Genomic DNA, 25,391 nt, shown 5'->3' with positions numbered 1-25,391 from the left:
ATGGGTAAGGGGCTGGGGGACAAGTTGGTGCTGGCGATCTCTTCGCGGGCACTGTTCGATCTGAGCGAGAGTCACCAGATCTATGAAAGCGAAGGCGTGGAAGCCTATCGCCGCTATCAGATCGAGCACGAAGACGAAGTGTTGATGCCGGGCGACGCTTTCCCATTGGTGGAGAAGTTGCTGGGGCTCAACGAGCGTCTTAGCGAGCAGCGTGTGGAAGTGATCCTGGTGTCGCGCAACAGCGCCGATACCGGCTTGCGTGCCTTCAACTCGATCCAGCACTACGGCCTCGGTATCTCCCGCGCAGCCTTCGTCGGCGGGCGCAGTCCCGATCCTTACCTGGCGGCCTTCGGCTGCCACCTGTTTCTGTCTACCCATGCCGAGGACGTGCGCAATGCACTGAAGGCCGGTTTTGGCGCGGCCACGCTGCTTTCCGGTGGTGCGCGGCGAGCCAATAGCAACGAGCTGCGGATCGCCTTCGATGGCGATGCCGTGGTGTTTTCCGATGACTCCGAGCGGGTCTACCAGAGTGGCGGCCTCAACGCCTTTCAGGATCATGAGCGTGAAGCCGCTCGGCAAGCCTTGCCAGGCGGGCCTTTCAAACCATTTCTGGCGGCGTTGCACCGGCTGCAGCAGGAGTTTCCCGAAGCCGAGTGCCCGATTCGTACCGCGTTGGTCACTGCGCGTTCGGCACCAGCTCACGAACGGGTGATTCGCACCCTGCGTGAGTGGAACATCCGTCTGGACGAATCCTTCTTCCTCGGTGGCTTGGACAAGTCAGCGGTGCTCGAAGCCTTCGCCGCCGATGTGTTCTTCGATGACCAGACCGGGCACTGCGAAAAGGCCCGCCAGGTGGTGGCTACCGGTCATGTGCCACATGGTGTGAGCAACGAGCTGCTGCCGTGAGCCTGGACGACCGCATATAGCCATTCGTCCTAAATAACCTCGCGGACCTTGCTTTGTCTGATGCGCTGCTAAGCTCAATCATGGGCCTGCGCCAGCAGTCGAGGAGGCCGTGTGATCCGTTCGATTCTCTATGCTACCGATCTGGGGCTTTACGCCTCCTATGTGCTGCAGCACGCCCTCGCAATGAGTCGTAGCTTCAAGGCCGATCTCTACGTGGTGCACGCCGTGGAGCCTATGGGGCTGTTCGCCGAATCCGTCCTGCAGACCTATCTGGATGAGGAAATCCTGGGGGAGCTTCGCCGCAATGGGCTGAGTACGGTCATGGGCAGCATCGAGCAGCGCGTACTGGAGGGCTTTCGCGACGAGTTGGGTGATGGTCTGCAGGACCTGCAGCTGATACGTGCGGTGCGGGTGCTGCAGGGGGATCCACCCGCGGTGATTCTCGAGGAAGCGCAGAAACTTGGAGTGGATCTGCTGGTCGTAGGCAGTCATAGCCATGGTGCGGAGCTGGCTGTGCCGCTGGGACGAACGGCAGCGCGCATCGTGCAGCTGTCGGAGGTGCCGGTGTACCTGGTGCCGATGCTGCAGCATCGGGGGCATGGGGATTTGTAACGGAGGGCTAATAAAAAGTTCTAGTCTGTCAGATTAAACCAATAATATGGTTATATACGGCATTGGCGGTTGTTGGCCTGCCTTACTGCTCTGAGGGAAACATATGAAGCTTCAGCAATTGCGCTACATCTGGGAAGTTGCGCACCACGACCTCAACGTATCGGCTACCGCTCAGAGCCTGTACACCTCGCAACCAGGGATCAGCAAGCAGATTCGCTTGCTCGAGGATGAGCTGGGCGTGGAAGTCTTCGCTCGCAGTGGCAAGCACCTGACCCGCGTGACCCCGGCTGGAGAACGCATCATCACCACCGCCGGCGAGATTCTGCGCAAGGTCGAAAGCATCAAGCAGATCGCCCAGGAGTTCTCCAACGAGAAGAAGGGCACGCTATCCATCGCCACCACGCACACCCAGGCGCGCTACGCCTTGCCGCCGGTGATCAGTGCCTTCATCAAGCAATACCCGGACGTGGCCTTGCACATGCATCAGGGCACGCCGACCCAGATCGCCGAGATGGCGGCCGACGGCAGCGTGGATTTCGCCATCGCCACCGAAGGTCTTGAGCTGTTCAACGACCTGATCATGATGCCCTGCTACCGCTGGAACCGCTGCGTTGTCGTGCCGCAGGGCCATCCGTTGACCAAGCTGCCGAAACTGACCCTGGAGGCGCTGGCCGAATACCCCATCGTCACTTACGTATTCGGTTTCACCGGGCGCTCGAAGCTGGATGAGGCCTTCAGTCATCGCGGCCTGACGCCCAAGGTGGTGTTCACCGCGGCCGATGCCGACGTGATCAAGACCTATGTGCGCCTGAACCTGGGCGTTGGCATCGTGGCCAAGATGGCGGTTGACGCCAAGCTTGATCCTGATCTGGTGGTGCTCGACGCCGATGACCTGTTCGAGCCCAGCGTGACCCGGATCGGCTTCCGGCGTGGCACCTTCCTGCGCGGCTTCATGTGCGATTTCATCGAGCGTTTCGCGCCGCACCTGACCCGTGACATGTTGGCCAAGGCCGTGCAGTGCCACAACAAGTCCGAGCTGGAAGAACTGTTCAGCGGCGTCGAGCTGCCGATGCACTGAAAAACTGACCGAAACGAAAATGGCGCCCTTGGGCGCTATTTTCGTTTCGCACGGGAGCGATCAGTGGCTCAGGTGCAGACCGCACTCGCGATTGTCTTCGCCCTTGGTCGGGTCGAAGTAATCGAACTCGTTCGGCAGGTCATGGGCGACCAGGTACTGGTAGAGGTCCTTGGAGCTCCAGTGCAGCAGGGGCGCGACCTTGATCAGGCCGTCCGGGTTGATGCTGATCGGATCCATCTGCGCACGTACGGCAGTGTCGGTCGCGCGCAGGGCGGTGAACCAGACGCTGGGTGCGGTCTCGCGCAGGGCGCGGGCGAAGGGCTCGAGCTTCACCTCTTCGGTGAACGCCGCGTGACGCGGATCGTCCAGAGCGGGCACCGGACCGTCGATGGCTTCGCGATGGGCACGCGAGCGCTTGGGCAGGTAGGTGATGAGGTTGAGATTGAGCTTGCGCGCTACCTCATCGGCGAAGCGATAGGTGGCTTCGGTGTTGTAGCCGCTGTCCATCCAGACCACCGGGATGTCCGGCTTGACCTGGCTGACCATATGCAGGATCACCGCTTCGAACGGGCGGAAGTTGGTGGTGCAGATGGCCGGTTTGCCCAGCCCGATAGCCCACTGAACCAGCTTTTCAGGCTGGTTGCCGAATTCGGCGTTGAGCGCGTCCAGGTCGAGTTCCATGTTGAGGGCTCCAGATCAAGTGCGTGAGGGCGCGATGGTAGCAAAGGCCAGTTATACAGCTAAATAACTAAGGCTATTGTTGACCTGTCTTATGGTTATAAGCAGGTTGCATTGCGCCACTCAGGTTCAGCGGCTAGAGTGCCGGCTCCTTTTTGGCTCAACCGAGGAGTGGCCTGTGGAAATCGCGTGTCTCGACCTGGAAGGCGTACTGGTCCCGGAAATCTGGATCGCCTTTGCGGAAAAAACCGGCATCGAGTCGCTCAAGGCGACTACCCGCGACATCCCCGATTACGACGTGCTGATGCAGCAGCGCCTGCGTATTCTCGATGAGCACGGCCTGAAGTTGAAGGATATCCAGGACGTGATTGCCACACTGAAGCCCCTCGATGGCGCAGTGGAATTCGTCGATTGGCTGCGTGAGCGCTTCCAGGTGGTGATCCTCTCTGACACCTTCTACGAGTTCTCCCAGCCGCTGATGCGCCAGCTCGGCTTCCCGACCCTGCTGTGCCATCGCCTGATCACCGACGAGAATGATCGCGTGGTCAGCTACCAACTGCGTCAGAAAGACCCCAAGCGTCAGTCGGTAATCGCTTTCAAGAGTCTGTATTACCGCGTGATCGCCGCTGGCGACTCGTACAACGACACCACCATGCTCAGCGAGGCCCATGCCGGCATCCTGTTCCATGCACCGGACAACGTGATTCGCGAGTTTCCGCAGTTCCCGGCGGTGCACACTTATGAAGACCTCAAGCAAGAGTTCCTCAAGGCGTCGAATCGCAAGCTGAGCCTGTAACGCCGAACCATGAAAAACGCCGCGAATCGCGGCGTTTTTCGTTTGGAGCCCCTACTGGTCCGGTGCCGGCAAGCGCTCCAGCGTCTCCAGCAGCACCTTCACCTTGGTGATGGACTCCTGGTACTCGGCCTGCCAGTTGGAGTCGGCGACGATGCCGCCACCTCCCCAGCAACTGACCTTGCCGTCCTTGACCAGCAGACTGCGAATGGCGATGGAGCTGTCCATTTCGCCGCGCACGTCGAGATACAGCAGGGAGCCGCAGTACAGCCCGCGTCGGGTTGGCTCCAACTCATCGATGATCTGCATGGCGCGGATCTTCGGTGCGCCGGTGATGGAGCCACCTGGGAAGCTGCCAGCGATGAGGTCCAGCGCATCCTTGTCAGGCGCCAGCTCGGCGGTCACGCAGCTGACCAGATGATGCACGTTGGGATAGCTCTCCAGGGCGAACAGCTCCGGCACTTTCACCGAGCCGATTCGGCAGCTGCGACCGAGATCGTTGCGCAGTAGGTCGACGATCATCAGGTTTTCGGCGCGATCCTTGCGGCTCGCCAGTAGCTCTTGGGCCTGCGCCTGATCATCGTCGGCATCATGGCCACGGCGTCGCGTGCCTTTGATCGGGCGGGTTTCCACCTGGCCCTGGCTGACCTTGAGAAAACGCTCGGGCGAGAGGCTGAGAATGGCGTCGCCATTGCCCAGGTTCTGAAAACCGGAGAAGGGCGTAGGGCAGGCCTGGCGCAGTGCCAGATAGGCGGCCCAGGGGTCACCCTCGCAGGGCGCCTGAAAACGCTGGGCGAAGTTCACCTGATAACAATCGCCGGCAAGGATGTAGCCCTGGATGCGTTCGATGGCCTGGCGATAGCGGTGCTGATCGATATCGGCCTGGAATGGCTGAGTCAGGTAGAAGGAGGCGCCTTGATCCTCAGGTGCTGCTGCGAACAGCGTTTGCAGGCGCTGCCGCTCGGCCTCCGGCAGGGTCGGATGAAACATCAGGACGCTGCTGCCCAGCTGGTGATCGCTGATCAGTGCCCAGGCATAGAGGCCGAAGCGCGCATCCTGCAGATGCAGATCATCGATGCTCTGCTCGGGCAGCGCCTCGAGGCGACGACCGAAGTCATAAGACAGATAGCCGATCAAACCACCGACGAATGGCAATGGTTGTTGCGCCGGTGCATCGGCGTGGCCAAGGCTCTGCAATGCGCCTCGCAGGCGTTGCAGGAAGTCGTTGGCCGATTCGTCGCTCGCTGGCGCCAGTTCTGCCAATGGCCAGGCACTCATAAGGTCATAGCGTCCACGCTCGGCCCCCGGGTGTCCGGCGTCCAGCAGTACGGCGCCGGGTGCCTGGCGGATGCGCTGGAAGTGGTCGCTGGGATCTTTCCGGTAAGCAATCGGGTGCAGAGAGCAGCTTGGCATGCGTGGCATTCGGGAGTGTGGGAGGGGCGATTGTAGTCTGCCGCTAACATTCATCCTAGAGCTTGTGCCGGGTTTGCTACGGTGCGTTCAGCTGATTAGTATTGAGCCGTGCCAGGACGTTGAACTGTCGTACCAGAACAATAATTAACGAAGGGATCCAGGCCATGGATGAAGTTATAGGTCCAGCCGCTGGAAGCCTGCTGCGTTCGAAACTGTCGCCGCCCCAGGCATCTGCGGACTATTTGGCAAGACCCCAGGTCGAAGCCGCGTTATCGGCCCATCCCCACGCTCGTCTTGTGCTGTTTTGCGCACCTGCTGGCTTTGGCAAGACCACCGCGCTGGCGATGCTGGTGGAGCGTCGTCTTCAGGCCGGTAGTGCCGTTGCCTGGTTGTCGCTGGGGTCGGACGATGATGAGCCGGTACGTTTCTACCAGCAACTGATCGAAGCATTGGGCCGCGCATTGCCTGGCTTCGGTGACGACGCATCGGCCTACCTGCGCAACACCATGCGCGTGCCCGTCGAGGCGGTGATGGAAAGCCTGTTGGTAGACCTGTCGCTGCGCTGCGAACCGCTCCTGCTGGTGCTCGACGATCTGCATCTGATCCAGGATGGCGAGCTGCTCGCGGCGCTCAACCGACTGGTCAAGCTAGCGCCGCCGAATTTCACCTTGGCCATCGGCAGCCGTTCGCAACCGGCACTGAGCCTGGCCACATTGCGCGCCAAGGGGTTGCTGCTGGAGCTAGGAAGCGAGGAACTCAGGCTCAATGCCGAGGAAACGCGCGGTTATCTGGAGCGCAGCGGTCTGCAGCTCGATGCCGAGGAGTTTGGTGCGCTGTATAGCCACACCGAGGGTTGGATGGTCGGGGTGCACCTGGCCAGCCTGTGGCTGCGCAACCACCCGCAACCGACCGAGCGCATGGCGGAGCTGGGCGCCGACAAGAACGCCGTGGGTGACTACCTGCTGCGCTCGGTATTCGAGCAGTTACCGGCCGAGCGTCAGGAGCAACTGCTGGCACTCGGCGTGGCACAACAGCTCAGCGGTGATCTGGCCAGTACGCTGACCGGACGCCATGACGGCCAGCAGCTGCTGGAAGACCTGGAGGTCATGCAGCTGTTTCTCCTGCCCATGGATCGCGAACGCCAGTGGTATCGCTTCCATAACCTGTTCGCCGAATTTCTCCGTGCGCGCCTCAAGGAGCGCGATCCGGAGCGTTTCAAGCAGCTGCATTTCAATGCCAGCCTGTGGTTCACCAATCACCACATGCAGAACCTGGCCATCGAGCACGCCCGTCATGCCGAAGATGCCGAGATGCTCGCTGCGCTGCTCGACGGCTGCGGCCTGGAGCTGATCAACCGTGGCCAACTCAACCTTATCTACAAATGGCGCCAGCACGTGCCGGACGAGATCGCTGCGCGTTTTCCCGTGCTGGTGCTGGCCGATGTCTGGACCCGTGCGGCCGAGCTGGGGCTGAGCGAGGCCAATCGCATGCTCGATGAGCTGCTGGAGCGCTGGGGCGAGTCACGCACGAACGGGCCGCTGAGTGACAAGGTATTGGCGACGCTGGCGATCAAGGCGGTGATCGCCCTGCAGAAAGACGACCTGGATACCTGCGTCGTTCTGGCGCGGCGCATCGAGGCGCAACTGGGCCAGCACACGGCCTTCCTTGAGGTGGCGATTCTCACCGTCGGCGCTTTGGCCAGCGTCATGCTCGGCCATGGCGACCATGCGCGCAAGCTGCTGGCGCTGGCGCAGCAGCGCAACCATTTCCTCGAAGGTCGTTATCTGGACATGCAGCTGGCCAATGTGGAAATCCTGCTGTGTCTGGAACAGGGAAGAGTGAAGCAGGCACAGCTGTTGTTCGAACAGTTGCGCGCGCGCGTGATGCCCTGGTTCGGCGAAAAGTCCCGCGCGCTGGTTCTACCCACCATCAGCGAGGCGCTGATCGCCTATCAGCAAGGCCGCCTGGAAGGCCTGCAGGATCGGCTGCGCTGGGCTCTGGCGACGGTCGACGTGATCAACCCGATCGACCTCTATGCTCAGGCGATGCTCTGTCTGGCGCGTTTGCAGCGTCAGCAGGATGCTCCGAAGGAGGCCGTCGCGACCCTGGTGCTGATGCAGAATCTGGCAGCCCGTCACCACTCCTGGCGCTTCTACGTGCAGGCTGTGGGCGAGGAGATTGCCTGGACGCTTCAGGAACCGCTGGCCGATCGCAGCAAGCGCGCAGAACAGCGCCTGAAGTCGGTGGACTGGAACAAGCTGGCAGGTCATTACAAACAGCGCAGTTTCAACCCGGTGTCCTGGGTGCTGGGGCTGACCCGCATTCGCCTGCAGCAGGCGCGCGGGCATTACAGCGAAGCGCTGCATGAGATCACCCAGCTGCGCGGTCAGTTGCAGGAAGGCTGGCACGGGCTATATGGCCTGCGCCTGGATCTACTCGCGGCGTTGAGCTATCAGCGTCTGGGCTATCAGGAGCGCGCACAAAGCCTGCTGGTGCAGTGCCTGATCGGGGCCGAGCGAGAAGAGGTTCGCAGCCTGTTCATCGAGGAAGGCGAGGCGATCCGCCAGATGCTGCAGCAGCTGGAGTCCGCCGAGCGCCAGCCGGCATTGCAGGTATTCATTCGCAGCCTGTTGAGCGCCTGGCCCGGCCAGGAGTCACGGCAGGCGCTGGATGTGCTGGAGGAAGGGCTGACCGAGCGTGAGCGCGAAGTGGTCTGCCTGGCCGCCAAGGGCATGTCCAACGAAGAGATCGGCCAGCAGCTGTCGCTGGCCCTGGGGACCGTCAAATGGCACCTGCACAACATCTACGAAAAGCTCAAGGTGCGTAACCGCACCCAAGCCATCCGTCGTGCCCGCGAGCTGAGCCTACTCGAATCATGAACAGTCAGAATCCGACCTGCCAAGCTGCTGCTCCGCTGTTGCGTACCAAGCTGTATCCCGCCCACGCCGAGGGCGCTCCGCTGTTGGAGCGTTCGGCCTTGATCGAGCGTTTGCTGGAGGCGCGTGAGCAACGCCTGATGGTTCTCAGTGCGCCCGCCGGCTTCGGCAAGAGCACCGTCCTCAGCCAGTTGCGCAGTCGCTTGCAGGCGCAAGGTGCGCGCGTCGCCTGGTTGTCGTGCGATGAGAGCGACAGTGAACCGGCAAGGCTGCTGCAGTACCTGGTGGCGGCCGTCGCCGCCGTCTGCCCGGGGTTCGGGAGCAGTGCCACGGCGCTGCTTCAGGGCGAGATCAGCTGGCCCCTGGAGGCAGCGATAGATGCGTTTATCGATGACCTGAAAGGGCTGCCGCAAGACCTCTACCTGATGCTCGACGACTTCCACCGTATTCGCCATCCCACGCTTGGTCAGAGCTCGCGCTATCTGATCGAGCGCCTGCCCAAACAGGTACGACTGGTGGCCAGTACCCGTCATCAGCCACGCTTTCTCGATGAGTCGCCCGCGTTCGCTGGCTGGGCGTTCTGGCTCAAGGCCGAGGACCTGCGTCTGACCCGGGCGGAGACGGCCGCTTACTTGCGCGACATCAAGCGTCTGGCTCTGGATGACCATGAGCTCGATCTGCTGCATGCGCGTACCGAGGGCTGGATCACGGCCCTGCATCTGGCGGCGCTGGCCTTGCCGCGCCAGCACGATCGCGCCGCGTTTCTCGCCGGCTTGTCAGGCGCCGAACGCAATATCGCCGACTACCTGGCCGAGGATGTGGTGGCCAGCTTGCCGGAAGCGATGCAGCTGTTTCTCGACCAGACCTCGGTGCTCGATGAATTCAACGCCGGCCTGTGTGACGCCCTTACCGGTCATCAGGACGGTGGTGACATGCTGCATCGCCTGCAGGGTGAGCAGCTGTTCGTGATCCCACTGGACGAGCAGGGCGAATGGTTTCGCTATCACCATCTGTTCGCCGAGTTCCTGCAGGGACGCCTGGCCAAACGTGGCGACCCGGCGCACCTGTTGCACGCAGCGGCACGTTGGTGCGAAAGCCACGACCTCGCCGACAAGGCGATCAAGTACGCCTTGCGGGCCCGCGATTACGCGTTCGCCGCCGAACTGCTGGAGCGCCAGGGCGCGCGCCTGATCGCCGGCAATCGGGTGTACGGCATCCTCGCCATTCTCAAGGATATTCCGCCGGTGGAGATCACCGAGCAGCCGGTGTTCCAGATCTTCTATGCCTGGCAACTGGCGTTCGAGCAGAAGTTCGCCGAATCCGAGGCGTTGATCGAAGAGGTGAGCACGCGCCTGACGCAAGGGCGCGGCAAGGGTATGCACTTCGGGCTGATCGAGCTGCTGGCCGCTGCTCAGGTGCTCAAGGCGCTGGTCATGCTGTATCAGGACAAGCTCGAAGCCTGCCTCAAGGTCGCCAGTCAGTGGCTGGCGCTGGTGCCGCAGAACCAGCCGGTGTTCCGTGCCAGCCTGGCGTGCGTGCAAGCGGCGGCGTTTGCGCTGCTCGGCGAGTTCGGTGAGGCGGCCAAGGCGATTACCGTGGCGCGGGAGAACCTGCGCCAGTGCGAGAGCGAGTACCTGCACGTGATGGCCAGCCTGATCGAAGCCCTGATCTGCAAGGAATACGGCGAACTGGAGCGTGGCCGCTCCCTGGCCGAGGCTGCGCGGGCGAGGGTGGAGCAGGTTTTTGGTCGACGCAGCCGGGTTGGCGGTCCACTTGCGTTGGCCTATGCCGACCTGCTTTACGAGCAGGACCGGCACGGTGCAATCCTCGCCGAATTGCCGTTGGCGACCACCTGGCGTGATGTCGCCACCCCGGTCGAGTTGATCAGTCGCGGCAAGCTGGTGATGGCGCGGGCGCGCTTCTTCGCCGGAGCGGGCGAGCAGGGGCTGGAGGAGCTCGACGAGTGGCTGGCCGGTTTGCAGGGGCTGGGCTACGAGCGTGTATTCGCCATTGGCATGGGCTGCAAGGTGCAGTTCCTGCTGTGGCTGCGCAGGCCCAACGAGGCGCAGCGCATTTATCAGCAACTGGAGCGCCATATCGCCGCGCTGCCCATCGAGCGCTATGGCGATGCGCATACGGTACTGGCGCTGAGCCAGGCGCGCCTGGCATTGAGCGAACGACGGGTGGACAAGGCCCAGGCGTGCCTGGAGGCCTGCCTGGCGAAGCAGGGCGCCAAGCACCAGCGAGATCGGCGCCTGCGTCTGAGCCTGTTACTTTCTGTGGCGTATTGGCGCAAAGGTAACAGCGAAAAAGCCTTCGCCTTGTTGCGCTCGACGCTGGCGGAAGCCTGGCAATGCGGTTATCGCCGGCTGTTCCAGGACGACGCGCTATGGCTGTTGCCGCTCTGGGATGCCTGGCGCAGTGCCGACTCCAGGCGTGCCAACGCCTGGCAGGGGGTGGCGGAAATGCTCCGTGAACAGTGTCGCAGGCTGGCTATCGATCCTGAAAGTTTCGAGGAAAATCAGGATGTTAGCCATCGCGAGCGAGAAATATTGCGGCTCGTTGCGGCCGGGCTTTCCAATCGCGATATCGCCCAGGCAGTGCACCTGTCCGAAGCAACCATCAAATGGCATCTGCACAACCTGTTCTCCAAGCTTGGGGTACGTAGCCGCACTCAAGCGGTGCTCAAGGGCAAGAGTCTGGGGCTGTTGAGCGAGGCGTGACGGGGAGGGCGGTAAAAGAGCCGTGCTCCATCCCTTGGATGGGCTGGCAGTTGAATGGCGGGTTAGTAGCTTGTAGCCATCTCGAAGCGCAGCGCGTTTCGCGACTCCAAACCTGGCGTACCTAAGGAAGCCGCGACAGGTCTGGTGATCGGCATGAGCCGGTCAGGCTGCTCGTGACAGGACGTCACCGGCAGAGCCCGGGGACCCCCCATTTGAACTGTGGAGATAACAACAATGATGACCCTGAAGAAAATCGCTCTCGCCGCCGCCGTCATGGCAGTCCCGTTCATGGCCCAGGCCGACCTGAAGTCGCTGGATGACACTGCCCTGGCAGGCGTTACTGGTCAGGCCGGTATCAGCATCGCCGGTAACTTCGATGCCACCATCGGTTCGATCGTCTACACCGATACCGAAACCGGCGTCAGCGATGGCAGCAACAGCCTGAGCCTGAACACCGTCACCCTGTCTGGCTTCAACATCGACGAAGCCAATCCGCTGACCATCGACGTGGTCGACAACAAGCTGGAAATCGGCCTGCCGGGCATCAACGGCGGGGTAGCCGTGGATGCAGTGAAGATCGGCAACGGCACCATCGGTGGCGTCGCCATCAACGGCCTCGACATGGCCGGTTCCACCGTCAAGATCTGGGGTCATTGATCCTCGCTTGAGCTGATCCACAGGAGCTCTGCCGCTTTCGTGGCCGGGCTCCTGCCTCGTTGTACGCAGTAGCGGATTGACCAATGATCGAAATTCTCGTGGGCAGCCTGATAGGTTTGTACGGTTTTACCGAGGCTGTCGACATCAAACCGCAGCCCGCCGGCACCGTGAACATCACCCAGCCGCTGCTGCCCAATGGCCCGCTGCGCGAGTCGGTGGTGCTGGAGCCGATGAGCCAGTTGCAGTTTCGCAACGTGATTCGCCAGGCCTATGACTACAGCTGTGGCTCCGCGGCGCTGACAAGCCTTTTGGACTACTACCTCGGGCGCAACCTGCAGGAACGCCAGGTGATGGAAGGGCTGCTGCATTTCGGCGAGGCGGAAAAGATCGTCGAGCGCCGCGGTTTCTCCCTGCTCGACATGAAGCGTTTCGTCACTGCCCTGGGCTACAAGAGTGGTGGGTTTCGCGCCGCTTTCGACGACCTGGCGCAGCTCGAGCACCCGGCCATCGTGCCCATCGAGTACGCCGGCTTCAAACATTTCGTGGTGGTGCGTGACGTCTACAACGAGCACGTATTCGTTGCCGATCCGGCGCTGGGCAACATCAGTTTCACGCGCGTGCGCTTCGAGGAGATCTGGGATCAGAACGTACTGTTCGTGATCTTCCCCAGCGGCAACGAGCCGGCCAACGCCATGGCGCTGACCGACCGCGACCTGCGCATCATCGATGACCGCACCATCAGCATGCTGGCCTTTCGCGAATTTCCGCAGATGGCCAAGTTCACCACGAATCAGGCCGACCAACTGGGGTCGGGAGGCGACATCCAATACATTCGCCGCAAGTGATTCACCCGGCATAACAATAACGATCTGGGGATAGCGCCATGGGAGTTTCGGGGTATGCATGGCTGGTCATGCTGACGCTGGTTGCGGTGCAGCCGCTGATGGCCGACGACACCACGGTCGACGATGCTCGCGATGCGTTGACCAAGAAAGACGATGACGCCGACAGCGCCAAGGCGCTGGAAGAGGTGTTCCAGGCCGCCGAGAAGAGCTACACCCTGCTCAAGAAGGGTGAGCGCACCCTGACCTACGGCTTCGACTACTCGTTGTTGCGCGATACGCAGATCCAGACCGTGCGTACCGGGCAGAACGTCTTCAGCGTGATCGGCCAAAGCGAGGCGCAGCATACCTTCACCAACTCCTTCACCTTCGATTACGGGGTGTGGGACAACCTCACCTTCAGCATGCGCGTGCCGTTTCTGGCCAAGTACGACACCGAGCGTGACCTGAGCACGTACAGCCTGGGGGATATTTCCGCCAGTTTCCGCTGGCAGCCCTGGTCGTCGGTGCGTGGCCGTCCGGTCACCACGCTGTTCGCCACCCTGGGTCTGCCAACTGGCGACAGCCCTTACGACGTCAGTCTGGATGATGGCCTGGCCACCGGCAGCGGTTACTACAGTCTGGGAGTCGGGGCCAACCTGTCCTACGTGATCGACCCGGTGGTGCTGTTCGGCTCGCTTGGCTACACCTACAACCTGCCGATCCGCAATGCCGATCAGGTACGCGGCGGCCGTCTGCTGGAGAGGGTCGACCCGGGCTCGAGCCTGTCGCTGAGCATGGGCTTCGCCTACGCCCTGTCCTATGACGTGTCGCTGGCTACCTCATTGCAGATGGCGCACAACCTGGCGCCGAAGTTCACCTTCAGTGACGTCACGCTCGAGGGTAACGAACAGACCAGTGCGGTGATGAACTTCTCGCTGGGTCTGCGCACCTCACCGAACACCATCGTCAACGTCAACGCCGGTTTCGGCATGACCGAGGATTCGCCCGATGTCCTGCTCGGGATTTCCATGCCCCTGGATATCAAGGGCCTCAAGGCCGAATAAGCAGCGAGCGAACCAGACATGACTCATCTTGCCAAGCTGCAGGCGCTGCTGCTGGGGTTGGGCGCGGCCTGCGTTCTGCCTGCCCAGGCGCAACTGGCCACCAACCTGACCATCGGCAACCCCAAGGCCATGGCCATGGGCAACGCCGTGACTGCCGACGTCACCGGTATCGATGCCGTGCATTACAACCCGGCTGCGTTGAGCAAGCTCAAGGGGCGGCAGACCACGGTCAAGCTGCTCAGTGGTGTGATGGATATCCGCGCCAAGTTCGCGGCCAGGGAAGGGTATGGCTTCATGGGTTACGACGATGACCCGTTCAAGAACTCCAGCAGCCGCACGTTGACGCCGACCATGTATCTGCCAGGTGTTGGTGGCATGACCGAGCTGCCGGTGCTGGTGGCGCCACTGGCTGGCCTGTCGATCAACCCGCCGGGTTCGAAGTTCACCTTCGCCACTAACGTCTACGCGCCGATGGCGCTGGGTTATTCGCGCGATTCCGATGACGACCCAGGGCGGTTCCAGGGGCGCCAGGTCTCGTTGCAACGCATCACCTATTTCTCGCCGTCGCTGGCCTATCAGGTCAATGACGAGCTGTCGGTCGGACTGTCCATCGGCTTCTCCCACCAGGCCGTGGCGCTCAATCAGGACTTTCGTAACCCCGGCATGCTGACTGGCCTGACTCGCATCCTTAACGAGGCACTGTGCCTGCCTGGGCTGGATGAAATCCTGGGACCATTCATCAACGTCTGCGGTGGCAAGATCGGTCCGTTCGATTCCTTGGCCAACCTCGATCTGGATTTGCAGGAGAGTCTGTCGCCCTCCTACAACCTGGGCATACTTTGGGAGCCGACGGACTGGTTCTCATGGGGCGCGACCTACCAGAGCGAGTCGCGGATGAATCTCAAGGGAAAGTACCGTGTGGATTACAGCGAAGACTGGGCAGGGTTCTGGCAAGGCTTCCAGTCGGCCCTGGCTGGGCAGATTCTCAGCCCGCTGTTTCCCTATGGTGCGGAGGAGGAGAGTGGCAACGCCTCGCTGAAGCTGACCTATCCGGATGCCTTCAGCACCGGTATCAAGGTGCGCCCGTTCGACAAGTGGCAGTTCAATCTGGATCTGCGCTGGGTTGGTTACAGCGACTGGAACAACTTCGAGATCGAGTTCGATCGAGAGCTGGATCTGTTGCGTATCGCCAAGACCTTCGGTGGCGGTAATGCCACCGACCGCAGCATCATTCTCGACCGCGGCTATCGCGACACCTGGAGCTGGGGCGTTGGCGTACAGTACGACGTCAATGATCGTCTGGCGCTGCGCGCAGGCTACGAATATCGCCCTTCAGCCATCCCGAAGAACAAGGCAGACGTCCTGGCACCGGTGGGCGACGCCGATCTCTACGGCCTTGGCCTGGGCTATCGCTGGGACAAGGACACCACCATCGACGTCGGCTTCAACTACTTCGTCTCCAAACAGAGCATACCTGCCGGCAGCAGCTGCAACGTCAGCTGCGAAGGCTTGGACAATCTGGTCTACAACCCGTACGCCGGGCTCAATATCGAAACCACGGTCAAGGCCTATATCTTCGCCATGACCTACACCTCGAGGTTCTGAGACGATGCGCAGCCTGTTGTGGATGTTGATGGTCTTGCCGCTGATGCAGGCCAGCGCCAGCAGTCGCTACCTGACCTGGGTCGATGATCTCGGCAGGGTGCATAACACCTTCGTCGACGGCCGTTTCGCCGAGCAACAGCTAAAGGCTCAGCGGCGCGCCGAGCAGAGTGACCAGGCCCGGCTCGGCGATGGCGGTGCCTGGCCGGGCAGTGCGCCAAGTACCGGGGAGAGCAAGCGGCGTTATTTCACCTGGATCGACGGTAGTGGTCAGCTGCAGAACAGCTTTTACGCCGGTGCACAGGTTGCCGGCAGCTCGGGGCGTGATCAGGTGCTGGCCAGCGGTGAGCGGGCTGGTGACTACATCGACTCGGCTGTGCTCGAGGGGCGTGGCTTCCAGCGCGACAGCAACGACAGTCCCTATTACACCTGGGTCGATGAACAGGGGCGGATGCACAACGCGCCGGTGCCTGGCAGATCCGTCGAGGCTCAGCCACGCGCTGGCGTTTCAACGGTTCGTTACAGCGAGGGGCGACAGATCGAGTTCGAGCGCAGCAAACCATCCTTGCCGACGCTCGATGGCCAGCCCACCAGTGCCATGCAGGCCTTGCTCGAAGGTAGCCAGGCGCGTGGTGCAAGCCTGTATGGCGAGCTGTCGACTCGCTGTTGCGGGCAGATGCGTGACAGCGACTTCAGTCTGCTGTCAGCGCAAGAGCCGCGCTATGAGGAACTGGATCGTTTTTCGCCGAGCTTCGAATTCCCCATGGGGCGCAGCTATTACGCGGCGTTGAAGTTACCCGTCTCACGGCAGAGCTACGGCCTGCGCGTGCGCAGTTTCGCCAACCGTGAGGTGGTCTATCCATCGCTGCTGTTTCTTGACGAGGCCAAGCGTCCGACGCGGCTGGTCAGTGATGCGGTATATCAGCTGCATCCGGAAACCTGGTACCGCTACGCCTTCATCGAAGGCACGGTGCAGGTGCGTGCAGAGCAGGGCGAGCGCTATGTGCTGCTGATTACCACCGACGAAGACCGCAGCCTGCAAACGCTCGACAACAAGCCGTTCAAGCGACCCTTGCAGGCATTGGCGGTAGATGAGGCGGGCATGCAGCGGCATGCGCATGCGGATGAAGGGGCGTTCGAGCTGGCGATAGTGCGTTGAGTGAGCCGCAGGTCGCGCCAGGTCTGGGTGACCTGGCGCAACTGGTACTCAGACTTCCTTGCCGATGATATGGCCGAACAGTTCCTGAGAGAACCGCACGCGCTCTTCGGCGTCTTCCTGAATGCCCTTGGCCTTCAGCTCTTCCAGGCGTGCTTCCACCGCATGGGCGCGGTGGGTCAGGCCACAGTCGTTGGCGATCTGGATGTTCAGGCCGGGGCGCGCGTTGAGTTCGAGAATCAACGGGCCCTTGTCCTGGTCCAGAACCATGTCCACACCGATGTAACCCAGGCCGCACAGCTCGTAGCAGCCGGCGGCGAGCTTCATGAAACCATCCCAGTTCGGCAGTTGCACGCCGTCCACCGCGTTGGTGGTGTCCGGATGCTTGCTGATCTTGTTGTTCAGCCAGGTGCCGCGCAGGGTGACGCCAGTGGCCAGGTCCACGCCGACACCGATGGCACCCTGGTGCAGGTTGGCCTTGCCGTTGGACTGGCGGGTCGGCAGGCGCAGCATGGCCATCACCGGATAGCCCATCAGCACGATGATGCGGATGTCCGGCACGCCCTCGTAGCTGATGCTCTTGAAGATGGTGTCCGGGGTTACCCGGTACTCGATCAGCGCGCGGTCACGGTGACCGCCGAGCGAGTACAGGCCGGACAGGATGCTGGAAATCTGCTGCTCCAGCTCCTCATGACTGACGATCTTGCCGGATACCGTCTTGAAACGATCTTCGAAACGGTCGGCGATGACCATGATGCCATCACCACCGGCACCCTGGGCCGGCTTGATGACGAAATCGTTGCGCCCGGCGATGATCTCGTCGAGCTTCTCGATTCCCTTCTCGGTTTCGATGACGCCATACATCTCCGGCACGTCGATGCCGGCCTCGATGGCCCGCTCCTTGGTGATGATCTTGTCGTCGACGATGGGGTACAGGTGCCGTTTGTTGTACTTCAGCACGTAATCCGCATTGCGTCGGTTGATGCCCATGATGCCTTTGGCTTCAAGGGCCTTCCACGTCTTGATCAGGCCGAACATGGTGTTAGTCCTTGAGGAAGGCTTTGAAACGGAACAGTTCGGTCAGGCGGTAGCCACGGTAGCGACCCATCGCCAGCATGAAACCCACCAGGATCAGCAGGATCGCCGGGAAGGTGAACACGAAGTACACCAGCTCAGGCACGCTCATCAGCAGGTGCGCGACAGTCGCGGCGAACAGGGTACCGATGGCGACCTTGAAGGCGTGACCACCACCGCGCTCTTCCCAGGTGATCGACAGACGTTCGATGGTCATGGTCAGAATCACCATCGGGAACAGCGCCACGGACAGGCCGCGCTCCAGCCCCAGCTTGTGGCTGAACAGGCTGATAGTGGCGATCAGCACCACGACGAACGTGAGCACTACCGACAGGCGTGGCAGCATCTGCAGCTTCAGATGTTCCAGATAGGAGCGCAGCGATAGACCGAGCGCCGTGATCACGGTGAACAGGAAGATACCGAAGCCCAGTTGCGTCTCGCGGAAGGCGAGGGCGATCAGTACCGGAGTGAAGGTGCCCAGGGTCTGCAGGCCACCGAGGTTGCGCAGGATCAGGATCACCAGCACGCCGATTGGAATCATGACCATGATCATGAAGGTCTGCTGGGTCTGCAGCGGTAGGCCATACAGGGAATATTCGAGGAACGACGCATCGGTGTTTTCGTCGGTCAGCTTGGCCAGACGGATGGCGTTCATCTCGCTGTTGTTCAGGCTGAAGCTGATCTGCGCTTGTTTGCCGCCTTCGAGGCTGACCAGATCACCATCGCCAGTCCACCAGACCAGACGGTCGACAGGCAGGCCCTGTTCGCCGGATTCCGGGTTGAAGTACAACCACTTCTGGCCGTTGAAGCTGCGCAGCCACAGCTCGGGCGACTGGGCGACCTCGGCCTGCAGGCGAATGGTGTGCACGCGCTCCATCGGTACATGGGCGATGGACAGCAACAGCTCGACCACCTTGGCTTTGTTGGCGGTAGAGGCATCGCCACCGAGCAGCAGCTTGACGTTGTCGTCATTGGCGTTGCTGATGCGCTTGATGGTTTCGCTGATGAAGGTCTCGACATCCGCCGAGTGCTGGCGAATCGGCGCGAGCAAGGCCTCGGCAGCGATCTTCTCAGGGCCTTCGACCGGGATGCTGTCGCGGAAGATCGGGCCTTTGGCTGGCGTCTGCTCGCCGCTGTAACGCTTGGTCAGCACCAGGCGGTAGTACAGGGTCTGCTTGCCGCTGGCGCGACGGGCCGACCAGGTGACACGGCGGTTGCCGTCGACACGGTTGACGCTGACGCCGTAGTTGTTGGAGATGAAGCTCTCGTTGAGGCTCACGTAATCCTGGTTCAGCGGCGGTACGAACATCTGCAGCTTCACCGGCTCACGCGGGGTTGCCTGGAATTCGACCTTGGCATCGATGTTCCACAGATCGTCGGTCTCGTCCTCGGTCACCGGAATGCCGAGAATGAAGATTTGGTATGCCGTAATCAGAACGCCCAGGGTCACCAGCAGGGTGATCAGGACTTTCAGATGCAGGTTCAGAGAGCGCATGGGAATTACTCGCCAGGGGTTGCGTCATTGGTGCAGTTGGGTTTGCCAGCTGCATATTTAAGGCTTGGATCGACCATGGCTTCGAAGTGTTTGAGCGCTTCGGAGCCGATCAGAAGCGGGTATTGGAATGCGCTTCGGTCGGTCAAGTTCACTTCGATCGTGCGCAGGGTCTTTCCCATGCACAGTTCCAGGTCGATTACCGGGCGTGCTGTGTAGGTCTTTTCTTCCTCTGGATCGAAGTCACCTGCACGTCGCTTGATCTTGCTGATGCGCGCCAATGGGCGCTCGATGGTGCGTTCGTGGGCGTCGTCTATGGCCAGCACGAAACGCACCCAGGTTTCCCCGTCACGCTTGAAACGTTTGATATCGCGAGCGCTGAGAGACGCGGTCTTGGCGCCGGTGTCGAGCTTGGCAGCCACCTGAAGATCCAGCTCTTCGATATGGATGTATTCGTTCAGACCATAGATCGACTTGCCCATGGCCAGAGCCGGGCAGGACAAGGTCAGCAGACAGAGCAACAAGGAGAAGGGTTTCAGTCTCATGAGTCCTTGAGAGGTATTGCCAGGGGCGGTTGAGCGACAGCGTCTGGCGGCATCCTGCCATACAACTGCCTGCGGTGAATTCTAGCAGGCATGGCAAAAGGCAATGGCCGGGCGTGAATGCGCGGATTCTAACATGGGGATTTTCCGTGCTGACAGAAGCTTATGTAGCTTTCTGCAAGTAAGGTCGCGGATCGCTCGTCATGCCCTGTCAGGAATATTGTCGACAATACTTTGGTCTGCTTTGACTGAAATGGCCTTTAGGCGTAGTTTTGTAGCCATTGAATTTGAAGGTGTCGACAATGATGTTGCTAGAGTCTGAAGTCTCTACAGCGCCGCAGGTGGATTCGGAAACGCTCTCCGAGCATGTTTTCCGTTTGATACAGGCCGCCATCGTCAAGGGCGAGATCGCTCCGGGCAGCAAGATCTCCGAGCCTGAACTGGCGCGCACCTACGGTATCAGCCGTGGCCCGCTGCGCGAGGCGATCCATCGCCTGGAAGGGCAGAAGCTGCTGGTGCGTGTTCCTCATGTGGGCGCCCGGGTGGTGGCGCTCAGTCATGCCGAGCTGATCGAACTGTACGAGATCCGCGAGTCCCTCGAAGGCATGGCCTGTCGCCTGGCCGCCGAGCGTATGACCCAGCAGGAGATCGATGAACTGCGCCGTGTGCTGGAACTGCACGAGCAGGATGCCGCCTTCAAGGCCGGCGTCGGTTACTACCAGCAGGAGGGCGACTTCGACTTCCACTACCGGATCATCCAGGGCAGCGGCAACCGCACTCTGGCCAAGTTGCTGTGCGACGAGCTGTACCAGCTGGTGCGCATGTATCGCCTGCAGTTCTCGGCCACGCCTAACCGGCCGCACCAGGCCTTCGCCGAGCACCACCGCATTCTCGATGCCATTGCCGAACGTGACGGCGAACTGGCCGAACTGCTGATGCGCCGTCACATCGGCGCCTCCAAACGCAATATCGAGCGCCACTACAAGGAAGCGCTTGCCACTTCATCCAAGACCCGAGGTGATTCATGACCCAGCTTTCCGCCGGCCAGCGCTTTCGCAAGGCCCTCGCCGAAGAGCACCCGCTGCAGGTGATCGGCGCGATCAACGCCAACCATGCATTGCTGGCCAAGCGCGCCGGCTTTCGCGCTATCTACCTGTCCGGTGGTGGTGTGGCGGCTGGCTCCCTGGGTCTGCCGGATCTGGGCATCAACACCCTGGACGACGTGCTCACCGACGTGCGCCGCATTACCGATGTCTGCGATCTGCCGCTGCTGGTGGACATCGATACCGGCTTCGGCCCCTCGGCCTTCAATATCGAGCGCACCGTCAAGAACCTGATCAAGGCCGGCGCCGCCGCTGCACACATCGAGGATCAGGTCGGTGCCAAGCGTTGTGGCCACCGTCCGGGCAAGGAGATCGTCTCCTGCGCGGAAATGGTCGACCGCGTGCGCGCCGCCGCAGACGCCAAGACCGACCCCGATTTCTTTCTCATCGCCCGCACCGACGCCATCCAGGCCGAAGGCGTGGATGCCGCCATCGAGCGCTGCCAGGCCTACGTCGAGGCCGGTGCCGACGGCATCTTCGCCGAAGCCGCTTATGACCTGCCCACCTACCAGCGTTTCGTCGAGGCGCTAGAGGTGCCGGTGCTGGCCAATATCACCGAATTCGGTGCCACGCCGCTGTTCACCCGCGACGAGCTGGCCTCGGTTGGTGTCGCCATCCAGCTCTACCCACTGTCGGCCTTCCGTGCGGCGAACAAGGCGGCGGAAACTGTCTACACCTCGATCCGCGAGAACGGCCACCAGAAGGACGTGATCGAGTTGATGCAGACCCGTGTCGAGCTCTACGACCGCATTGGCTACCACGCCTTCGAGCAGAAGCTCGACGCGCTGTTCGCCGCCAGCAAGAAATAAGGCTGTAGCCCGGATGCAATCCGGGAATGGTTATCGTGGTGCCGGATCGCATCCGGACCGCGTACGCAGAACAAGAGATAAGGAGATGACCATGAGCTCGACTGAAACCACCCCTGGCTTCAAGCCGAAGAAATCCGTCGCCCTGAGCGGTACCACCGCCGGCAACACCGCACTGTGCACCGTTGGCCGCACCGGCAACGACCTGCATTACCGCGGCTATGACGTGCTCGATTTCGCCAACCGCTGCGAGTTCGAGGAAATCGCTCACCTGCTGGTACACGGCAAGCTGCCCAACGTCGCCGAACTGGCCGGCTACAAGGCCAAGCTCAAGGCCCTGCGCGGCCTGCCGGCCGGGGTCAAAGCGGCGCTGGAGCAACTGCCACCCTCGGCGCACCCGATGGACGTGATGCGTACCGCGGTATCCGTACTCGGCTGCCTGGCGCCGGAGAAGGACGACCACAACCATCCGGGCGCCCGCGACATCGCCGACAAGCTGATGGCCTCCCTCGGCTCGGCGCTGCTGTACTGGTATCACTACAGCCATAACGGCAAACGCATCGAGGTGGAGACCGACGACGATTCCATCGGCGGCCACTTCCTGCATCTGCTGCACGGTGAGAAGCCGCGCGAATCCTGGGTGCGTGCCATGCACACCTCGCTCAACCTGTATGCCGAGCACGAATTCAATGCTTCCACGTTCACCTCGCGGGTGATCGCCGGTACCGGCTCCGACCTGTTCTCCTGCATCGCCGGCGCCATCGGCGCGCTGCGCGGGCCGAAGCATGGCGGGGCCAACGAGGTGGCCTTCGAGGTGCAGAAGCGCTACGACACTCCCGATGAGGCCGAGGCTGACATCCGTGCCCGTGTCGAGAGGAAGGAAGTGGTGATCGGCTTCGGTCACCCGGTCTACACCGTCAGCGATCCGCGTAACAAGGTGATCAAGGAAGTGGCCCGCGAACTCTCCGTGGAGCAGGGCAACACCAAGATGTACGACATCGCCGAACGCCTGGAGAGCGTGATGTGGGAGATCAAGAAGATGTTCCCCAACCTCGACTGGTTCAGCGCCGTGAGCTACCACATGATGGGCGTGCCCACCGCCATGTTCACTCCGCTGTTCGTCATCGCCCGCACCGCCGGCTGGTCGGCGCATGTCATTGAACAGCGCATCGACGGCAAGATCATCCGCCCGAGCGCCAACTACACAGGCCCCGAAGACCTGAAGTTCGTGCCGCTCGAGGAGCGTAAATAACCATGACTGACACCGTGAATAGCCAATACCGCAAGCGCCTGCCTGGCACTGTGCTGGACTACTTCGACGCCCCCGAGGCGGTCGAGGCGATCCAGGTCGGCGCCTGGAACAGGCTGCCTTACACCTCGCGCGTACTCGCCGAGCAACTGGTGCGCCGTTGCGATCCACAAGACCTGACCGCCGCTCTGGAGCAACTGGTCTACCGCAAGCGCGATCTGGACTTTCCCTGGTACCCGGCGCGCGTGGTCTGCCACGACATTCTCGGCCAGACCGCATTGGTCGATCTGGCTGGTTTGCGCGACGCCATCGCCGAAAAGGGTGGTGACCCGGCCAAGGTCAACCCGGTGGTACCGACTCAGTTGATCGTCGACCACTCGCTGGCTGTGGAAGCACCGGGCTTCGACCCGGATGCCTTCGAGAAGAACCGCGCCATCGAGGATCGCCGCAACGAGGATCGCTTCCACTTCATCGACTGGACCAAGACCGCGTTCAAGAACGTCGACGTGATCCCGGCCGGCAACGGCATCATGCATCAGATCAACCTGGAGAAGATGAGCCCGGTGGTTCAGGCGCGCGGCGGCATCGCCTTCCCTGATACCTGCGTCGGCACCGACTCGCACACCCCGCACGTCGATGCCCTGGGCGTGATCGCCATCGGCGTCGGCGGCCTGGAAGCCGAGACCGTGATGCTTGGCCATCCGTCGATGATGCGCCTGCCGGATATCGTCGGCGTCGAGCTGACTGGCAAGCGCCAGCCGGGCATCACCGCCACCGACATCGTTCTGGCGCTGACCGAGTTCCTGCGCAAGGAGCGCGTGGTGGGTGCCTGGGTCGAGTTCTTCGGCGAGGGGGCGGACAGCCTGTCCATCGGCGACCGTGCCACCATCTCCAATATGTGCCCGGAATACGGCGCTACCGCCTCGATGTTCTATATCGACGGCCAGACTATCGACTACCTCAAGCTCACTGGCCGCGAGCCGGAGCAGGTGGCGCTGGTGGAAAACTACGCCAAGACCCTCGGTCTGTGGAGCGACGCGCTGACCAGCGCCGAGTACGAGCGCGTGCTGCGCTTCGACCTGGGTAGCGTGGTGCGCAACATGGCCGGCCCGAGCAACCCGCATCGCCGCCTGCCGACTTCGGCGCTGGCCGAGCGTGGCATCGCCGACGAAACCAAGCTGCAGGCCGGCAAGGGCGAAGAAGCCCAGGGCCTGATGCCCGATGGCGCGGTGATCATCGCCGCCATCACCAGTTGCACCAACACCTCCAACCCGCGCAACGTCATCGCCGCCGGCCTGGTGGCGAAGAAGGCCAACGCGCTGGGGCTGGTGCGCAAGCCCTGGGTCAAGACCTCCTTCGCACCGGGCTCCAAGGTTGCCAAGCTGTATCTGCAAGAAGCCGGTCTGCTGGCGGAACTGGAGAAGCTCGGCTTTGGCATCGTCGCCTACGCCTGCACCACCTGTAACGGCATGTCCGGCGCGCTGGAGCCTGCGATCCAGAAGGAGATCATCGACCGCGACCTGTACGCCACTGCGGTGCTCTCGGGTAACCGCAACTTCGACGGGCGCATCCATCCCTACGCCAAGCAGGCCTTCCTCGCTTCGCCGCCGCTGGTGGTGGCCTACGCCATCGCCGGCACCGTGCGCTTCGATATCGAGCAGGACGCGCTGGGTACAGATGCCAACGGCAATCCGGTCACCCTCAAGGATCTGTGGCCGAGCGACGAGGAAATCGACGCCATAGTCGCTGCCAGCGTGAAGCCGGAGCAGTTCCGCCAGATCTACATTCCGATGTTCGACCTGGGCAGCGTGCAGGAGGCGGAAAGTCCTCTGTACGACTGGCGGCCGATGTCCACCTACATTCGTCGTCCACCATACTGGGAGGGCGCGCTGGCCGGTGAGCGCACACTCAAGGGCATGCGCCCGCTGGCGATCCTGCCGGACAACATCACCACCGATCACCTGTCGCCGTCCAACGCCATCCTGGCGGACTCGGCTGCTGGTGAGTACCTGGCGAAAATGGGCCTGCCGGAGGAGGACTTCAACTCCTACGCCACCCACCGTGGCGATCACCTGACCGCGCAGCGCGCCACCTTCGCCAACCCGCAGCTGGTCAATGAAATGGCCGTGGTCGACGGGCAGGTGAAGAAGGGGTCGCTGGCTCGCGTCGAGCCGGAAGGGCAGGTGATGCGCATGTGGGAAGCCATTGAGACCTACATGAACCGCAAGCAGAACCTGATCATCGTCGCCGGTGCCGACTACGGCCAGGGCTCGTCCCGCGACTGGGCGGCCAAGGGCGTGCGTCTTGCGGGCGTCGAGGTGATAGTCGCCGAAGGCTTCGAGCGCATCCACCGCACCAATCTGGTGGGCATGGGCGTGCTGCCGGTGGAATTCAAGCCGGGCACCACACGCCTGACCCTGGGCCTGGATGGCACTGAAACCTATGACATCGAGGGTGATATCTCGCCGCGCTGCGACCTGACCCTGGTGATCAATCGCCGTAACGGCGAGACGGTCAAGGTGCCAGTGACCTGCCGCCTGGATACCGCTGCCGATGTCAGCGTGTACAACGCAGGTGGTGTGCTGCAGCGTTTCGCCAAGGACTTCCTCGAAGGCGCGGTGGCGTGACCTGACGTGACATGCCGGCCCGTCAATGGGCCGGCATAACTCCCAAAGGTGCACGTAGCCCGGATGCAATCCGGGGAGAACGGCGCCGTCATTCCCGGATTGCATCCGGGCTACTT

20 protein-coding genes are annotated in these 25,391 nt (G+C 61.9%); 15 read left to right on the top strand and 5 right to left on the bottom strand.

The genetic code is table 11. The annotated features are described in order from the left end of the window. The 3 genes from ACN8M7_RS21060 (at position 1) to cysB (ending at position 2,596) form a co-directional block, all read left to right on the top strand. The gene (locus ACN8M7_RS21060) at positions 1-906 is read left to right on the top strand and encodes a 5'-nucleotidase (RefSeq protein ID WP_490262063.1); all 906 of its coding nucleotides are present in this window, start codon (positions 1-3) and stop codon (positions 904-906) included. A 111-nt stretch (positions 907-1,017) separates the two neighbouring features. Continuing rightward, positions 1,018-1,518 carry a universal stress protein gene (locus ACN8M7_RS21055; protein ID WP_061238008.1) on the top strand — a complete coding sequence of 167 codons (501 nt, stop codon included), beginning with the start codon at positions 1,018-1,020 and terminating at the stop codon, positions 1,516-1,518. A gap of 103 nt (positions 1,519-1,621) precedes the next feature. Further along, positions 1,622-2,596 (top strand): HTH-type transcriptional regulator CysB, encoded by a 975-nt coding sequence (gene cysB, locus ACN8M7_RS21050; protein WP_490262062.1) that lies wholly within the window; start codon positions 1,622-1,624, stop codon positions 2,594-2,596. A gap of 60 nt (positions 2,597-2,656) precedes the next feature. Here cysB and ACN8M7_RS21045 read toward each other — a convergent pair whose 3' ends face one another. Beyond that, entirely contained in the window at positions 2,657-3,277 is a 621-nt protein-coding gene (locus ACN8M7_RS21045) for a phosphoadenosine phosphosulfate reductase domain-containing protein (protein ID WP_179544796.1), read from the bottom strand. Between the two features lie 175 nt (positions 3,278-3,452). Between ACN8M7_RS21045 and thrH the strand changes: the two genes are divergently transcribed. After that, positions 3,453-4,070, top strand: coding sequence for a bifunctional phosphoserine phosphatase/homoserine phosphotransferase ThrH (gene thrH, locus ACN8M7_RS21040; protein WP_024308402.1), 618 nt, complete (start codon positions 3,453-3,455; stop codon positions 4,068-4,070). A 51-nt stretch (positions 4,071-4,121) separates the two neighbouring features. Here thrH and pabB read toward each other — a convergent pair whose 3' ends face one another. After that, positions 4,122-5,480, bottom strand: coding sequence for an aminodeoxychorismate synthase component I (gene pabB, locus ACN8M7_RS21035; protein ID WP_490262061.1), 1,359 nt, complete (start codon positions 5,478-5,480; stop codon positions 4,122-4,124). Between the two features lie 164 nt (positions 5,481-5,644). On the opposite strand from pabB, the gene ACN8M7_RS21030 reads away from it, so the two are divergent. The 7 genes from ACN8M7_RS21030 to ACN8M7_RS21000 all read left to right on the top strand — a co-directional run bounded on the left by ACN8M7_RS21030 (position 5,645) and on the right by ACN8M7_RS21000 (position 16,385). Then, on the top strand, positions 5,645-8,359 hold the full coding sequence (locus ACN8M7_RS21030; protein WP_490262060.1) for a winged helix-turn-helix domain-containing protein: 2,715 nt from the start codon (positions 5,645-5,647) through the stop codon (positions 8,357-8,359). Next, a complete protein-coding gene (locus ACN8M7_RS21025; RefSeq protein WP_490262059.1) occupies positions 8,356-11,079 on the top strand; it encodes a helix-turn-helix transcriptional regulator in 2,724 nt (907 codons plus the stop codon). The genes ACN8M7_RS21030 and ACN8M7_RS21025 overlap by 4 nt, the downstream gene beginning before the upstream one ends. 234 nt (positions 11,080-11,313) lie before the next feature. Further along, the gene (locus ACN8M7_RS21020; protein ID WP_061238014.1) at positions 11,314-11,736 is read left to right on the top strand and encodes a DUF6160 family protein; all 423 of its coding nucleotides are present in this window, start codon (positions 11,314-11,316) and stop codon (positions 11,734-11,736) included. An 83-nt stretch (positions 11,737-11,819) separates the two neighbouring features. After that, positions 11,820-12,581: a C39 family peptidase gene (locus ACN8M7_RS21015; RefSeq protein WP_061238015.1), complete on the top strand. Its 762-nt coding sequence runs from the start codon at positions 11,820-11,822 to the stop codon at positions 12,579-12,581. A 38-nt stretch (positions 12,582-12,619) separates the two neighbouring features. Next, complete coding sequence (locus ACN8M7_RS21010; RefSeq protein WP_082768012.1) at positions 12,620-13,624, top strand: transporter; 1,005 nt, start codon at positions 12,620-12,622, stop codon at positions 13,622-13,624. Between the two features lie 18 nt (positions 13,625-13,642). Next, positions 13,643-15,229, top strand: a complete 1,587-nt coding sequence (locus ACN8M7_RS21005; RefSeq protein WP_061238017.1) for an outer membrane protein transport protein — start codon at positions 13,643-13,645, stop codon at positions 15,227-15,229. A 4-nt stretch (positions 15,230-15,233) separates the two neighbouring features. Then, complete coding sequence (locus ACN8M7_RS21000; protein ID WP_490262058.1) at positions 15,234-16,385, top strand: MalM family protein; 1,152 nt, start codon at positions 15,234-15,236, stop codon at positions 16,383-16,385. A gap of 48 nt (positions 16,386-16,433) precedes the next feature. Here the strand turns inward: ACN8M7_RS21000 and ACN8M7_RS20995 are convergent, their stop codons facing one another. Genes ACN8M7_RS20995 through rloA form a run of 3 tightly spaced genes read right to left on the bottom strand, consistent with a single transcriptional unit; the run spans position 16,434 to position 19,493 of the window. Then, the gene (locus ACN8M7_RS20995; protein ID WP_061238019.1) at positions 16,434-17,420 is read right to left on the bottom strand and encodes an alpha-L-glutamate ligase-like protein; all 987 of its coding nucleotides are present in this window, start codon (positions 17,418-17,420) and stop codon (positions 16,434-16,436) included. 4 nt (positions 17,421-17,424) lie between these two features. Further along, on the bottom strand, positions 17,425-18,951 hold the full coding sequence (rloB, locus tag ACN8M7_RS20990; RefSeq protein ID WP_061238020.1) for an osmotic stress tolerance membrane protein RloB: 1,527 nt from the start codon (positions 18,949-18,951) through the stop codon (positions 17,425-17,427). Positions 18,952-18,956: 5 nt separating this feature from the next. Then, positions 18,957-19,493, bottom strand: coding sequence for a retropepsin-like aspartic peptidase RloA (gene rloA, locus ACN8M7_RS20985; protein ID WP_061238021.1), 537 nt, complete (start codon positions 19,491-19,493; stop codon positions 18,957-18,959). Positions 19,494-19,795: 302 nt separating this feature from the next. Here rloA and ACN8M7_RS20980 point away from each other — a divergent pair, with 302 nt between their 5' ends. The 4 genes from ACN8M7_RS20980 (at position 19,796) to acnD (ending at position 25,275) form a co-directional block, all read left to right on the top strand. Beyond that, positions 19,796-20,518, top strand: a complete 723-nt coding sequence (locus ACN8M7_RS20980; RefSeq protein ID WP_061238025.1) for a GntR family transcriptional regulator — start codon at positions 19,796-19,798, stop codon at positions 20,516-20,518. Further along, positions 20,515-21,402, top strand: coding sequence for a methylisocitrate lyase (gene prpB, locus ACN8M7_RS20975; protein WP_490262057.1), 888 nt, complete (start codon positions 20,515-20,517; stop codon positions 21,400-21,402). The genes ACN8M7_RS20980 and prpB overlap by 4 nt, the downstream gene beginning before the upstream one ends. Positions 21,403-21,493: 91 nt before the next feature. Continuing rightward, positions 21,494-22,651, top strand: a complete 1,158-nt coding sequence (prpC, locus tag ACN8M7_RS20970; protein ID WP_490262056.1) for a bifunctional 2-methylcitrate synthase/citrate synthase — start codon at positions 21,494-21,496, stop codon at positions 22,649-22,651. A gap of 14 nt (positions 22,652-22,665) precedes the next feature. Then, positions 22,666-25,275, top strand: a complete 2,610-nt coding sequence (gene acnD / locus ACN8M7_RS20965) for a Fe/S-dependent 2-methylisocitrate dehydratase AcnD (protein WP_490262106.1) — start codon at positions 22,666-22,668, stop codon at positions 25,273-25,275. Positions 25,276-25,391 lie beyond the last annotated feature (116 nt).

Source organism: Pseudomonas spartinae (genome assembly GCF_965197125.1).
Taxonomy (GTDB): domain Bacteria; phylum Pseudomonadota; class Gammaproteobacteria; order Pseudomonadales; family Pseudomonadaceae; genus Aquipseudomonas; species Aquipseudomonas composti_A.
Note: the sequence above shows the minus strand (reverse complement) of the source record. Positions and strands in the feature narration are given on the sequence as shown.

Excerpts from the sequence above, each read along its gene's own strand:
- ACN8M7_RS21060 (WP_490262063.1), top strand. The coding sequence starts at position 1 with ATGGGTAAGGGGCTGGGGGACAAGTTGGTGCTGGCGATCTCTTCGCGG.
- cysB (WP_490262062.1), top strand. The coding sequence starts at position 1,622 with ATGAAGCTTCAGCAATTGCGCTACATCTGGGAAGTTGCGCACCACGAC.
- ACN8M7_RS21045 (WP_179544796.1), bottom strand. The coding sequence starts at position 3,277 with ATGGAACTCGACCTGGACGCGCTCAACGCCGAATTCGGCAACCAGCCT.
- pabB (WP_490262061.1), bottom strand. The coding sequence starts at position 5,480 with ATGCCAAGCTGCTCTCTGCACCCGATTGCTTACCGGAAAGATCCCAGC.
- ACN8M7_RS21030 (WP_490262060.1), top strand. The coding sequence starts at position 5,645 with ATGGATGAAGTTATAGGTCCAGCCGCTGGAAGCCTGCTGCGTTCGAAA.
- ACN8M7_RS21025 (WP_490262059.1), top strand. The coding sequence starts at position 8,356 with ATGAACAGTCAGAATCCGACCTGCCAAGCTGCTGCTCCGCTGTTGCGT.
- ACN8M7_RS21020 (WP_061238014.1), top strand. The coding sequence starts at position 11,314 with ATGATGACCCTGAAGAAAATCGCTCTCGCCGCCGCCGTCATGGCAGTC.
- ACN8M7_RS21015 (WP_061238015.1), top strand. The coding sequence starts at position 11,820 with ATGATCGAAATTCTCGTGGGCAGCCTGATAGGTTTGTACGGTTTTACC.
- ACN8M7_RS21010 (WP_082768012.1), top strand. The coding sequence starts at position 12,620 with ATGGGAGTTTCGGGGTATGCATGGCTGGTCATGCTGACGCTGGTTGCG.
- ACN8M7_RS21005 (WP_061238017.1), top strand. The coding sequence starts at position 13,643 with ATGACTCATCTTGCCAAGCTGCAGGCGCTGCTGCTGGGGTTGGGCGCG.
- ACN8M7_RS21000 (WP_490262058.1), top strand. The coding sequence starts at position 15,234 with ATGCGCAGCCTGTTGTGGATGTTGATGGTCTTGCCGCTGATGCAGGCC.
- ACN8M7_RS20995 (WP_061238019.1), bottom strand. The coding sequence starts at position 17,420 with ATGTTCGGCCTGATCAAGACGTGGAAGGCCCTTGAAGCCAAAGGCATC.
- rloB (WP_061238020.1), bottom strand. The coding sequence starts at position 18,951 with ATGCGCTCTCTGAACCTGCATCTGAAAGTCCTGATCACCCTGCTGGTG.
- rloA (WP_061238021.1), bottom strand. The coding sequence starts at position 19,493 with ATGAGACTGAAACCCTTCTCCTTGTTGCTCTGTCTGCTGACCTTGTCC.
- ACN8M7_RS20980 (WP_061238025.1), top strand. The coding sequence starts at position 19,796 with ATGTTGCTAGAGTCTGAAGTCTCTACAGCGCCGCAGGTGGATTCGGAA.
- prpB (WP_490262057.1), top strand. The coding sequence starts at position 20,515 with ATGACCCAGCTTTCCGCCGGCCAGCGCTTTCGCAAGGCCCTCGCCGAA.
- prpC (WP_490262056.1), top strand. The coding sequence starts at position 21,494 with ATGAGCTCGACTGAAACCACCCCTGGCTTCAAGCCGAAGAAATCCGTC.